The organism is Salmonella sp. 741265116_PST (genome assembly GCF_046567715.1).
Classification (GTDB): Bacteria; Pseudomonadota; Gammaproteobacteria; order Enterobacterales; family Enterobacteriaceae; genus Salmonella; species Salmonella enterica.
The window spans coordinates 1-12,713 of the sequence record NZ_JBKFPH010000033.1 but is presented as its reverse complement, the minus strand read 5'-3'; the positions used below and the strand labels follow the sequence as shown (position 1 = coordinate 12,713).

The following is a 12,713-nucleotide window of genomic DNA, read 5'->3' as shown; positions in this document are numbered from 1 at the left end:
GGCCAGGCCCGTTCCTTAATTTAGCGAACGTTCCGCACGCCGGTGTTTAGCCTGATACATATTTCGATCGGCCAGTTCTTGTAGTTTTTCGGCAGTGGCATGTTCCCATGTCAGCGCAAAGCCAATACTCAGGGTCATCGTTATTCGCTGGCCGTTATGCAGTTCAAAAGGTCGATTAAACGCCTGGGATAGCGCTGCGCAAATACGTTGTACTTCATACTCCGAATGCACACCGTAAAGCACCATCGCAAATTCATCGCCGCCGAGTCGGTAAGTCTGATAACGACTACCACCGAATTCCGCTAATCTTTTGGCAACCTCTATAAGTACGCGGTCGCCTGCCGCATGTCCCCAGGTATCATTAATATATTTAAAGTTATCGCCATCCAGAAATAACAATGCCGAACTGCTACGAGCGGAATTGTCCTTCATCAGCGCGTTAATACAGCTGCGAAATGCCGCACGATTGGCAAGCCCCGTCAGCGGATCGTGCAGCGCGGTACGTAGTAACTGTGCATTTTTAGCCTGAAGCCGTAGCTGCCATTCTTCCATCTCATCCAGAAGGCTATTGAAATCCTGCGCAAACAGGTGAAATTCCGCAATACGTTCATCAGGTACCCGGCGTGAAAAATTTCGGTTAGTGCGAACGTCGTGTACAACTTCAGTAATATTTTGCAGCGCATCCACAACGCCATTGTGTAAATAACGCGTGAGCAATAGGGCAATGCCGGATGCCAGCAGAATACATCCTGTCAGCACTGCCAGCGAGAGCCAGATAAAATGACCAATAAGGCTGTCGCGGGCAACAAGCCGTACTTCGCCGATGGCCCTGCCGTTGTGCCAGACGGGTTGCGATACCGGCAATGGAAAAAGCCAGTGGCTAATTAAGCCGATGAGCTTATCGTCTGCGGCTCGCGCATCATAGCGCCATGAGGCGATAATACGGCCATTTTTATCGCGGATCTCCGCCGCTGAAAATTGTCCCTGGCGTCCCAGTGTGGCGAGCGTTTCCGCTGCGGCCGCGTTATCGGAAAATACCAGTGCCGCTTCAAGGCCATGGGCCATTGTGGCGGCGGTCAAATCGAGATTCTTTTGCGCATACTGTTTGAGCGTAAGGACAGACGCAACGCAAATTAATAGCCAGATCAATGTCATTGTAAGCAGCACGCTGATTATACTAATCCGCCGTAGTGTGCGTTTAAATGTTGGCCTGGACAGAGAAAATTCCTTATTCATGCTTTTGATTCCGTGCAAGCATTAATACTTCTGGATTCACTCTCACGCCGCTATGCGAGAGGGAGTCCAGGTTGACGGAAAATTTGACTTCATCATTGTTAATGATCAGACAAAATGCGCTGCCAATAATACATTCGGTATTTTGCTCGGCAATTAATAACAAAGCATTAACTGGATAATGACGCGTTAACTCCACCTGATAAGCTGGCGATTCATTGCCAAAGTAAAAACCATCACAGCGGGCGCTCAGGGCTTCTTGTGTGGTACGGATGACAAGCGGTTGATAAGGGAAAGCCCAGTCAGCCTCTTCGCTAAGTACCCTGACAAAACGCGCAGATGAAAATATGCATAGCCTTGGCGGCCCGGATAACGCCGGCCAGTGTGTATAACTGACGATACCGGAGACGATGGCGCGTACGGATTTCTCTTCTTCCGTGACGCGTTGAGCATACAGAGGCAAGCTGGCTAATAATAGCGATAACAGAAGGATAAATCGGTGAGAAAAACGCATTAACAAGTCCCCACCATCTTCAGTCGTAAAGCATTAAAATACATCCGTGATTGTTTGTAGCAAAATAACATTATTTTGCCATATCGTCATTATGTCTTATTGATAATATGAATAATTTAATTGGCGTCCCTGATATTAAATTCTTGTGATTATGGTATTAATCACCCTATATCAGAAAGTAAAAATATGTGTGCGGAGAAAAAATAATCAAAAAATAGCGAGCATCGCTCATTTTACCGCTTTTCTGAGGCTGGGAATAAAATAATTCACTTGTTGTGTAAAGTTTTTGATACAAAATAAAGGGGTTTAATCGACTATTTCGCATGGTGTAAAGTTTATTTTACGTAATATGGATTGAAATCTTTACTTTTTGTGGTATGGTTTAAACATCCTCGTGGAGGATCAACTATCGCAAACAAGAAAAGACAGGATCGCCATCATGCAAAAAGACGCGCTGAATAACGTACGTATCACCGATGAACAGGTATTAATGACGCCGGAGCAGCTTAAAGCGGCCTTTCCGTTGAGCCTGGCGCAGGAAGCGCAGATAGCGCAGTCCCGGGGAATCATTTCTGACATTATTGCCGGGCGCGATCCGCGTCTGTTGGTGGTATGCGGTCCTTGTTCTATTCACGATCCTGAAACCGCTCTGGAATATGCCCGTCGATTTAAAGCCCTTGCCGCAGAGGTCAGCGATAGCCTCTATCTGGTAATGCGCGTCTATTTTGAAAAGCCGCGGACTACCGTCGGCTGGAAAGGGCTGATTAACGATCCTCACATGGATGGCTCATTTGATGTGGAAGCCGGGTTGAAAATAGCGCGTCAGCTACTGGTGGAACTGGTGAATATGGGGTTGCCATTGGCGACCGAAGCGTTGGATCCGAACAGCCCGCAATACCTGGGCGATCTGTTTAGCTGGTCGGCGATAGGGGCGCGCACAACCGAATCGCAAACCCACCGCGAAATGGCGTCTGGTCTTTCTATGCCGGTCGGCTTTAAAAACGGCACGGATGGCAGCCTGGCGACAGCGATTAACGCCATGCGCGCCGCTGCGCAACCTCATCGTTTTGTTGGCATTAACCAGGCCGGTCAGGTTGCGTTATTGCAAACCCAGGGAAATCCGCATGGCCATGTGATTCTGCGTGGCGGCAAAGCGCCAAACTATAGCCCGGCAGATGTCGCTCAGTGTGAAAAAGAGATGGAACAGGCGGGACTACGTCCTTCGCTGATGGTAGATTGCAGTCATGGTAACTCCAATAAAGATTATCGCCGCCAGCCAGCCGTTGCCGAATCTGTGGTTGCGCAGATTAAAGATGGCAATCGTTCAATCATTGGCTTAATGATTGAAAGTAATATTCATGAGGGGAATCAGTCTTCCGAACAGCCGCGCAGCGAAATGAAGTATGGCGTTTCCGTCACCGATGCTTGTATTAGCTGGGAGATGACCGATGCCCTGTTACGTGAAATTCATAAAGATTTGAGCGGCCAGCTGGCGGTGCGCGTCGCATAAGAGGTTGTTATGGTTGCTGAATTGACCGCGTTACGCGATCAAATAGATGATGTCGATAAAGCGTTGTTGAATTTACTGGCTAAGCGCCTGGAACTGGTTGCCAAAGTCGGCGAGGTGAAAAGCCGTTTTGGCCTGCCTATTTACGTGCCGGAGCGTGAGGCCTCTATGCTGGCTTCACGACGGGCGGAAGCAGAAGCGATCGGTGTCCCGCCCGATCTCATTGAAGATGTCCTGCGCCGGGTAATGCGTGAATCTTACTCCAGCGAAAATGATAAGGGGTTCAAAACGCTTTGTCCTTCTCTGCGTCCGGTCGTCATTGTGGGCGGCGGCGGACAGATGGGGCGTCTGTTTGAAAAAATGCTCACGCTGTCGGGCTATCAGGTCCGTATTCTGGAACAACAGGACTGGCCGCGCGCCAGGGACATTGTCGCCGATGCCGGAATGGTGATCGTCAGCGTGCCGATTCATGTTACTGAACAGGTCATAGCGCAACTGCCGCCCCTGCCGTCTGACTGTATTCTGGTCGATCTGGCATCGGTGAAAAGCGGTCCGTTGCAGGCAATGTTGGCGGCCCATGATGGCCCCGTGTTGGGCTTGCATCCGATGTTTGGTCCGGACAGCGGGAGCCTGGCGAAGCAGGTGGTGGTCTGGTGTGACGGGCGTCAACCGGAAGCGTATCAGTGGTTCCTTGAGCAAATCCAGGTGTGGGGCGCGCGGTTGCACCGAATTAGCGCTGTTGAGCACGATCAGAACATGGCTTTTATCCAGGCGCTGCGCCACTTTGCTACCTTCGCTTATGGGCTGCATCTGGCGGAAGAGAACGTCCAGCTTGAGCAGCTTCTGGCGCTATCATCGCCGATTTATCGACTGGAACTGGCGATGGTCGGGCGTTTGTTCGCCCAGGACCCGCAGCTGTATGCGGACATTATTATGTCGTCGGAGCGCAATCTGGCGCTTATCAAGCGTTACTATAAACGTTTTGGTGATGCGATCGGGTTACTGGAACAGGGTGATAAGCAGGCTTTTATCGACAGTTTTCGCAAAGTTGAACACTGGTTTGGCGATTATGCCAGACGCTTCCAGAATGAAAGCCGTGTGTTATTGCGTCAGGCGAATGACAGCCGACCATAACGATGACATCTATACTGAAGCCAGCTTTGCTGGCTTTTTTCGTTTAAGGAACCGTTATGACTACGCCGCACGTTTTATTTGATTATGTCGGACATTTACCAGAATGCCCCACATGGAGCGAAGATGAAAGCGCGCTGTATTGGACCGATATCCTGGAACAGGAGATCCATCGTTACCATCCGGCGAGCGGGACGCATAGCGTGCTGGCGTTTCCGGAAGAGGTGGGCTGTTTTGCCTTGCGTGAGCAGGGCGGATTTATTGTGGCCATGCGTCATGCTATCTGGCTGGCCGATAAAAATGGATTATTGCAGCGTAAGGTTTGCGACAATCCTTCTAATACGAAATTGGCGCGTTTCAACGATGGCGGCACTGATGGCGATGGACGTTTTTATGCCGGAACGTTCTGGGCACCAGGTGACTATAATGGCGCGTTGCTGATGCGGATCGATCATGACCTGACGGCAAAAGTGATCCAGTGCGATATCCAGGGACACAACGGCCTGGCGTTCAGCCCGGATAACCAGTGGATGTATACCTCCGATACGCCGAATGGCGTGATATACCGCACGTTACTTGATAAGCATGGCGAACCGGGCAAGCGTGAACTTTTTCGCCATTTTGGCGAAGGAGAAGGACTTCCCGACGGCGCGGCGATGGATAGTGAAGGGTGCTACTGGAGCGCGATGTTTGACGGCTGGCGCGTGGCGCGTTTCTCACCGCAAGGAGAGCAGCTGGAAGAATACCGGTTGCCGGTACGTTGTCCGACGATGGTTTGCTTTGGCGGCGCAGATATGAAAACGCTGTTTATTACAACTACCAGAGAAAATATGTTTGCTCAGGAAGCGGCGGATTATCCGCTCTCCGGCGCCATCTTCACCCTGCAGGTAGCCGTCGCAGGGATGAAGAAAAGCCGTTTTATTGAACGTCAGGCAGGTTCTACCGGCACGACGTTTTCGCTGGGATAGCAGCCAAGCACTTTCATTGAGCGCGTGATCTCGCCCAGCTCTTTTAGCGCGCTTTGCATTACCTGCGACTCCAGGTTCGCCTGAATATCGAGATAAAACATCTCTTCCCACGGATTGCCGTGAATGGGGCGCGACTCCAGTTTCGTCATGATGAGATTGTGGTTACGCAGCACCAGCAGCGCTTCGACCAGCGCGCCAGCTTGCTGCCCGGTGGCGATTAACAGAGTGGTTTTTGCCGGAACCTGATCGGAAACGTTGATGGCTTTGCGCGCCAGTACCAGAAAGCGGGTGATATTCTGCGTCTGGTTTGCGGCGATGCGTTCCAGCACCTGTAAACCGTGCAACATGCCGCCTGCCTCGCTGCCGAGCGCCGCGACGCGCGGAGAGTTCGCCTGCGCGACTTTTTCCATCGCTGCCGACGTACTCTCGGTATAGTCGATTTTCCAGTGCGGATAGCGGCTCAAAAACTTACTGCACTGCTGGAACGGCTGCGGATGGCTGTACACCGTTTCGATGGTATTCAGATCCGTAGCGCCGGAAACCAGCACGCAGTGATCGATAGTGACGGTCATCTCACCGACAATCGACAGACTGGTGTGTTGCAATAAGTCGTACACATCGTTGATAGCGCCGGAGCTGGTGTTCTCTATCGGAACCACGGCGTAATCGGCCTGGCCGGTTTCGACCTGATGAAAAATATCGGCGAATTTTGCGCAACCGCTCTCAATAAATTGCTCAAAATGGCGTGCGGCATACTGGCGCGCCGCGAGATGAGAATAGGAGCCTTTCGGCCCAAGAAACGTAATACGTGCCGAATGAGGCTGAGTATTATTCAGATGTTGTTGCAGCAGCGCCTGCTGAGTAAGCACGGAGTCTTCAATGATAAGCTGGAACAGACGGGTAATGTAGTGTGCGTCGAGATGGTGGGCTTTACCGAGATGAATGAGCCTGTCCAGCAGCGCGCGTTCACGATCGATATCCCGAACCGGACGATGCGACAGTAGTTTTGCTTGTCCCACTTCAATCGCCAGCGCGCGTCGTTTTGCCAGTAAGGTCAGTAACTCTTCGTCTAAAGCGCTGATTTTATCTCGTAGCGCCAGTAATGGGTTTTCCGATGTCATAGTGTTGCCTTTTTTGTTATCAATAAAAAAGGCCTCCCGGTGGGGGAGGCCTTCTTGTTCGTCTTCGCATTCTTTATCACATGACGAAACGCCTCCCGGTCAGGGGAAGATAAAAAAGAATGCGAAGAAAAACCGGGTGAGCTTCATAACTGTTTCCTTTGTATACGTCAGTACAGTACCCGTACTGTTTTAATCCTGTCAACAAAAAACGCGCCCGAAGGCGCGTTGGCGATACACTCAATGTAAGGGACTACTCTTCTTCTGCTTCGACGAAGCTGGCATCTTTCACCGATGCGGTGGCACGACGGGCTTCGCCTTTGTGCTGCACTTTATTGAGCTGCCGTTCCAGCTTGTTGATCAATTCATTAATAGCGGTGTACATATCCTCGTGTTTTGCGCTGGCGACCAGATGTCCGTTCGGTGTATTAATGGTGGCGTCAGCAATAAAGCCCTGTGGCTCTTTAGACAGAATGATATGAGGATTAATCAGGTGAGTTTGCCATTTTTCCAGTTTGGCGAGACGGTCTGCGACATGTTGGCGGATTGCCGGAGTAATTTCCATTTGTTTACTGGTAATGTTCATTGTCATAAATTTTACCTCTTGTCTTTCCCGTCTTGGTGATTCCAGCATACCGTTCTTAATGTCAAAATGTGTGATTTAAATCACATTATTTTGTCACTTTTTGTCAAGGCGAACTTTTTGTGAGGCATCGCAGGAAGAAGCGATCTTTTACTTGAGGAATGCCTGAAAGCAGGCCATATTTGACTGGATGCGTTGCAGTGAAATCATTTCTGTTGCATCAGATACCGAATAAAAAAACGGCAGCCGGAAGGCTGCCGTTTTGCTTGTCTGTATTGCTTCAGGTGTTTTTGCTGTTAGCGGCAATAATTTTCGCGACTTTGTCAGCCTGCGCATTCAGCTGCATCTGACGATAGGCGTTTTCCATCAGCGGCAACGCATCGCGCGTGACCTGCGTATCAGGATAATTGCGTAGCATACCTTCTACCCGGTTTACGACTGCAACCCATGCGCCGCGCGCGGTATAGTACTCTGCGACGGAATATTCATATTTCGCCAGACGGTCTTTCAGGAATACCAGACGCTTGGTGGCGTCGGTGGTGTACTGGCTATTAGGATAGCTGCGTACCAGTTTCGAAAAGTCATTGAACGCCGCCCGCGCATGTTGCGGATCGCGATCGCTGCGATCGACGCCAAAGAAACCTTGCAGCGCGCTATCATCCAGCGCCATGTTCGTCAGGCCGCGCATGTACATGACATAGTCAATATTAGGGTGCGTTGGATTAAGACGCATAAAACGATCGATGGCGGCCTGCGCTAGCGGCAAATCGGCGTTTTTGTAATAGGCGTAGATAAGATCCAACTGCACCTGCTGAGAATACGGTCCGAATGGATAACGATTATCTAACGCTTCCAATTGCGTTATTGCCTGTTTCCAGTTACCGTCCTGCAGCTTTTGCTGAGCAGTCGCGTAGATTTCATTCGGCGGATTATCGGGCACCTCTTCCTTTGAACCCGAGCAACCCGCCAGAAACAGGCTCAACGTGGCTGCTGCCACCAGATATTTCATGCGCGTCATGACGTTTTGACTTTCCTCAAAATGTTTTACGGGAGATTCTCTGTTCCTGCTCCCGGTTAAGACCAGCTACAATAGCACACTATATTAAACGGCAAAGCCGTAAAACCCAACGTTAAACGAAGAAGCTGTATATGGCACAACGAGTACAACTCACCGCAACGGTCTCCGAAAACCAACTCGGTCAACGCTTAGATCAGGCTTTGGCCGAAATGTTCCCGGATTATTCACGTTCGCGTATAAAAGAATGGATTTTGAATCAGCGCGTGTTGGTCAATGGTCAACTTTGCGATAAGCCAAAAGAAAAAGTGTTAGGCGGCGAGCGGGTGGCTATTGATGCGGAGATCGACGAAGAGATTCGTTTTGAAGCGCAGGATATCCCGTTAGATATTGTTTATGAAGATGACGATATTCTGGTTATCAACAAACCACGCGATCTGGTGGTACATCCTGGCGCGGGTAACCCGGACGGTACGGTACTGAACGCGTTGCTACATTATTATCCGCCGATTGCGGATGTCCCGCGCGCGGGCATTGTGCATCGTCTGGATAAGGACACGACGGGGCTGATGGTGGTGGCCAAAACCGTTCCGGCGCAAACGCGCCTGGTGGAGTCTTTGCAGCTGCGCGAGATCACCCGCGAATATGAAGCGGTCGCGATAGGACATATGACGGCGGGAGGAACGGTGAATGAACCCATTAGTCGTCACCCGACCAAACGTACCCATATGTCGGTGCATCCTATGGGCAAACCGGCGGTGACCCACTACCGCATTATGGAGCATTTCCGTGTGCACACGCGTCTTAGGTTGCGTCTGGAGACCGGGCGTACGCACCAGATCCGCGTGCACATGGCGCATATTACGCATCCGTTAGTGGGCGATCAGGTCTATGGTGGTCGTCCACGTCCACCGAAAGGCGCATCGGAAGAGTTTATTTCCACGCTGCGTAAGTTTGACCGCCAGGCGCTTCATGCAACGATGCTGCGTCTCTACCATCCTGTGTCGGGTATCGAAATGGAGTGGCACGCGCCGATTCCACAAGATATGGTGGACCTTATCGATGCGATGCGCGCCGATTTCGAAGATCATAAAGATGATGTGGACTGGTTATGAATGCACTGATTGTCCCGCAGTGGCCGCTGCCGAAAGGCGTCGCAGCCTGTAGTTCTACCCGTATTGGCGGGGTGAGTTTACCGCCTTACGACTCGCTGAATCTGGGCGCGCATTGCGGCGATAACCCGGAGCATGTTGAAGAGAACCGCAAGCGTCTGTTTGCGGCGGGCAATCTGCCTTCGAAACCTGTCTGGCTTGAACAGGTTCACGGTAAAAATGTGTTGAGGCTTACCGGAGAACCTTATGCCTCCAAACGTGCGGATGCGTCTTACAGCAATACGCCAGGAACCGTCTGCGCGGTAATGACGGCAGACTGCCTGCCTGTGCTATTCTGTAACCGTGAGGGAACAGAAGTGGCGGCGGCTCATGCGGGCTGGCGCGGGTTATGTGAAGGCATACTGGAGGAAACTGTCACCTGCTTTGCTGACAAACCAGAAAATATCATCGCCTGGTTAGGTCCGGCGATCGGCCCGACCGCGTTTGAAGTGGGGCCGGAAGTGCGTGACGCATTTTTAGCAAAAGATGCGCAAGCCGATAGCGCATTTTTGCCGCACGGGGAAAAATTTCTGGCGGATATTTATCAGCTTGCACGCCAACGTCTGGCGAATACCGGCGTTGAACATGTCTATGGCGAGGATCGCTGCACCTTTAGCGAAAGTGAGACTTTCTTCTCTTATCGTCGCGACAAGACGACAGGTCGTATGGCAAGTTTTATTTGGCTGATATAACCTAAAGAATCAAGACGATCCGGTACGGGTAACTTTCTTTTCACATAATTCAGGTCATTCACCTTGAATAATTGAGGGATGACCTCATTTAATCTCCAGTAGCAATTTTGACCTGTTATGGGAGGAGTTATGCGTCTGGATCGTCTTACTAACAAATTCCAGCTTGCTCTTGCCGATGCCCAGTCGCTCGCGCTGGGGCACGACAACCAATTCATCGAACCTCTTCATTTAATGAGCGCCTTGCTGAACCAGGAAGGGGGATCGATACGTCCTTTATTAACCTCCGCCGGCATTAATGCTGGCCAGTTGCGCACCGCTATCGATCAGGCGCTGAGCCGTTTACCGCAGGTGGAAGGCACCGGCGGCGACGTACAGCCTTCTTCGGAACTGGTACGCGTACTGAACCTTTGCGACAAGCTGGCGCAAAAACGGGGGGACAATTTTATTTCGTCAGAGCTGTTTGTTCTGGCGGCGCTTGAGTCTCGCGGCACGTTAACCGATCTGCTGAAATCAGCCGGTGCGACCACGGCCAATATCACTCAGGCAATTGAACAGATGCGCGGAGGTGAAAGCGTGAACGATCAAGGGGCTGAAGACCAACGTCAGGCCTTGAAAAAATATACCGTCGATCTGACCGAGCGGGCTGAACAAGGTAAGCTTGACCCGGTAATTGGTCGTGATGAAGAAATTCGCCGTACCATTCAGGTACTGCAACGTCGTACTAAAAACAACCCGGTGTTAATCGGTGAGCCAGGGGTCGGTAAAACGGCAATTGTTGAAGGGCTGGCGCAGCGCATTATTAATGGTGAAGTCCCTGAAGGCTTAAAAGGCCGCCGCGTACTGGCGCTGGATATGGGCGCGCTGGTGGCCGGGGCGAAATATCGCGGCGAATTTGAAGAGCGTCTGAAAGGCGTGCTGAACGATCTGGCGAAACAGGAAGGCAACGTCATCCTGTTTATCGATGAGCTGCACACGATGGTTGGCGCAGGTAAGGCCGATGGCGCAATGGACGCCGGGAATATGCTGAAACCGGCGCTGGCGCGTGGTGAACTGCACTGTGTGGGCGCCACCACGCTGGATGAATACCGTCAGTACATTGAAAAAGACGCGGCGCTGGAACGTCGTTTTCAAAAAGTGTTTGTCGCAGAACCCTCAGTGGAAGACACCATTGCGATTCTGCGTGGCCTGAAAGAACGTTACGAGCTGCACCACCATGTGCAGATCACTGACCCGGCGATTGTGGCGGCGGCAACATTGTCTCACCGCTATATCGCCGACCGTCAGTTGCCGGATAAAGCTATCGACCTCATCGATGAAGCGGCATCCAGCATTCGTATGCAGATTGACTCTAAGCCGGAGGAGCTGGACAGACTCGACCGCCGCATTATTCAGCTCAAACTGGAACAGCAGGCGTTGATGAAAGAGTCTGACGAGGCGAGTAAAAAACGTCTCGATATGCTCAACGAAGAACTGGACGACAAAGAGCGTCAGTACTCTGAGCTGGAAGAAGAGTGGAAAGCGGAAAAAGCGTCGCTCTCTGGTACGCAAACTATTAAAGCGGAGCTGGAGCAGGCGAAGATCGCCATCGAGCAGGCGCGTCGCGTTGGCGACCTGGCGCGAATGTCTGAACTGCAGTACGGCAAAATTCCGGAGCTGGAAAAACAGTTGGAAGCCGCGACCCAGTCGGAAGGTAAAACCATGCGTCTGTTACGTAACAAAGTAACGGATGCGGAAATTGCCGAAGTGCTGGCGCGCTGGACCGGTATTCCGGTTGCCAGAATGCTGGAAGGCGAACGTGAAAAACTGTTGCGTATGGAACAAGAGTTACACAGCCGTGTGATCGGGCAGAATGAAGCCGTTGAAGCAGTATCGAACGCCATACGTCGTAGCCGCGCGGGGCTGTCCGATCCGAATCGTCCGATTGGTTCCTTCCTGTTCCTTGGGCCGACGGGGGTCGGTAAAACCGAACTGTGTAAAGCGCTGGCTAACTTTATGTTTGACAGCGACGACGCGATGGTGCGTATCGACATGTCTGAGTTTATGGAGAAACACTCCGTGTCTCGTTTGGTCGGGGCGCCTCCGGGATATGTCGGCTATGAAGAAGGCGGTTATTTGACGGAAGCGGTGCGCCGTCGTCCTTATTCCGTCATCTTGTTGGATGAAGTGGAAAAAGCGCATCCGGATGTATTCAACATTCTGTTGCAGGTGCTGGACGACGGTCGACTGACTGACGGGCAGGGGAGAACGGTCGATTTCCGTAATACGGTGGTCATTATGACTTCTAACCTCGGTTCTGATCTCATTCAGGAGCGCTTTGGCGAACTGGATTACGGTCGAATGAAAGAGATGGTGCTGGGTGTGGTTAGCCAAAACTTCCGTCCGGAATTTATCAACCGTATTGATGAAGTTGTGGTATTCCATCCGTTAGGTGAGCAACACATCGCTTCTATTGCTCAGATCCAGCTGCAGCGTCTGTACAAACGTCTGGAAGAACGTGGTTATGAAATCCATATCTCCGACGAGGCGCTGAAACTGTTGAGCGCCAACGGTTACGATCCGGTCTACGGGGCGCGTCCGTTAAAACGTGCTATTCAACAGCAGATCGAAAACCCACTGGCGCAGCAAATCCTGTCTGGTGAACTGGTTCCTGGCAAAGTGATTCGCCTTGAAGCCAATGATGATCATATTGTGGCAGTGCAGTAAGTCACAAATTTGAATAAAACGAGCCCTGACGGGCTTAATGCCGATCAGTTAAGGATCGGTTGACCGATCCAGTGGTTGTGTAAGAATCCGGAAATGCT

12 protein-coding genes and 1 other annotated feature are annotated in these 12,713 nt (G+C 51.4%); of the genes, 6 read left to right on the top strand and 6 right to left on the bottom strand.

Annotated features, from left to right (window positions below):
• Positions 1–15: 15 nt before the first annotated feature.
• Together dgcN and ACLD11_RS18515 are read right to left on the bottom strand one after the other, a co-directional pair.
• Positions 16–1,236: a diguanylate cyclase DgcN gene (gene dgcN, locus ACLD11_RS18520; RefSeq protein WP_411012245.1), complete on the bottom strand. Its 1,221-nt coding sequence runs from the start codon at positions 1,234–1,236 to the stop codon at positions 16–18.
• Positions 1,229–1,747 carry a YfiR family protein gene (locus ACLD11_RS18515; protein WP_001212379.1) on the bottom strand — a complete coding sequence of 173 codons (519 nt, stop codon included), beginning with the start codon at positions 1,745–1,747 and terminating at the stop codon, positions 1,229–1,231. The genes dgcN and ACLD11_RS18515 overlap by 8 nt, the downstream gene beginning before the upstream one ends.
• 439 nt (positions 1,748–2,186) lie before the next feature.
• Here ACLD11_RS18515 and aroF point away from each other — a divergent pair, with 439 nt between their 5' ends.
• From aroF to ACLD11_RS18500, 3 genes are read left to right on the top strand one after another with little or no spacing between them, the layout of a single operon-like run.
• Complete coding sequence (gene aroF / locus ACLD11_RS18510; RefSeq protein WP_001168062.1) at positions 2,187–3,257, top strand: 3-deoxy-7-phosphoheptulonate synthase AroF; 1,071 nt, start codon at positions 2,187–2,189, stop codon at positions 3,255–3,257.
• Positions 3,258–3,266: 9 nt separating this feature from the next.
• Positions 3,267–4,388, top strand: a complete 1,122-nt coding sequence (tyrA, locus tag ACLD11_RS18505) for a bifunctional chorismate mutase/prephenate dehydrogenase (protein ID WP_000225191.1) — start codon at positions 3,267–3,269, stop codon at positions 4,386–4,388.
• A 56-nt stretch (positions 4,389–4,444) separates the two neighbouring features.
• Entirely contained in the window at positions 4,445–5,353 is a 909-nt protein-coding gene (locus ACLD11_RS18500; protein WP_411015234.1) for an SMP-30/gluconolactonase/LRE family protein, read from the top strand.
• Here the strand turns inward: ACLD11_RS18500 and pheA are convergent.
• The 4 genes from pheA to bamD all read right to left on the bottom strand — a co-directional run bounded on the left by pheA (position 5,314) and on the right by bamD (position 8,072).
• Positions 5,314–6,474: a bifunctional chorismate mutase/prephenate dehydratase gene (pheA, locus tag ACLD11_RS18495; RefSeq protein WP_411015233.1), complete on the bottom strand. Its 1,161-nt coding sequence runs from the start codon at positions 6,472–6,474 to the stop codon at positions 5,314–5,316. The two genes, ACLD11_RS18500 and pheA, sit on opposite strands and share 40 nt — an antisense overlap.
• A 22-nt stretch (positions 6,475–6,496) precedes the next feature.
• Positions 6,497–6,622: a sequence feature (Phe leader region), on the bottom strand.
• Positions 6,574–6,621 carry a pheA operon leader peptide PheL gene (gene pheL / locus ACLD11_RS18490; protein WP_010989056.1) on the bottom strand — a complete coding sequence of 16 codons (48 nt, stop codon included), beginning with the start codon at positions 6,619–6,621 and terminating at the stop codon, positions 6,574–6,576. Its footprint overlaps the feature before it by 48 nt.
• A gap of 102 nt (positions 6,623–6,724) precedes the next feature.
• Positions 6,725–7,063, bottom strand: coding sequence for a ribosome-associated translation inhibitor RaiA (gene raiA / locus ACLD11_RS18485; protein ID WP_000178449.1), 339 nt, complete (start codon positions 7,061–7,063; stop codon positions 6,725–6,727).
• Positions 7,064–7,334: 271 nt separating this feature from the next.
• The gene (gene bamD, locus ACLD11_RS18480) at positions 7,335–8,072 is read right to left on the bottom strand and encodes an outer membrane protein assembly factor BamD (RefSeq protein ID WP_411012243.1); all 738 of its coding nucleotides are present in this window, start codon (positions 8,070–8,072) and stop codon (positions 7,335–7,337) included.
• Positions 8,073–8,203: 131 nt separating this feature from the next.
• Between bamD and rluD the strand changes: the two genes are divergently transcribed.
• The 3 genes from rluD to clpB all read left to right on the top strand — a co-directional run bounded on the left by rluD (position 8,204) and on the right by clpB (position 12,615).
• Complete coding sequence (gene rluD / locus ACLD11_RS18475; RefSeq protein WP_000079130.1) at positions 8,204–9,184, top strand: 23S rRNA pseudouridine(1911/1915/1917) synthase RluD; 981 nt, start codon at positions 8,204–8,206, stop codon at positions 9,182–9,184.
• Positions 9,181–9,912 (top strand): purine nucleoside phosphorylase YfiH, encoded by a 732-nt coding sequence (yfiH, locus tag ACLD11_RS18470; protein ID WP_411015232.1) that lies wholly within the window; start codon positions 9,181–9,183, stop codon positions 9,910–9,912. The genes rluD and yfiH overlap by 4 nt, the downstream gene beginning before the upstream one ends.
• Before the next feature lie 129 nt (positions 9,913–10,041).
• Complete coding sequence (gene clpB, locus ACLD11_RS18465; protein ID WP_080250744.1) at positions 10,042–12,615, top strand: ATP-dependent chaperone ClpB; 2,574 nt, start codon at positions 10,042–10,044, stop codon at positions 12,613–12,615.
• The last annotated feature ends 98 nt before the right edge of the window (positions 12,616–12,713 follow it).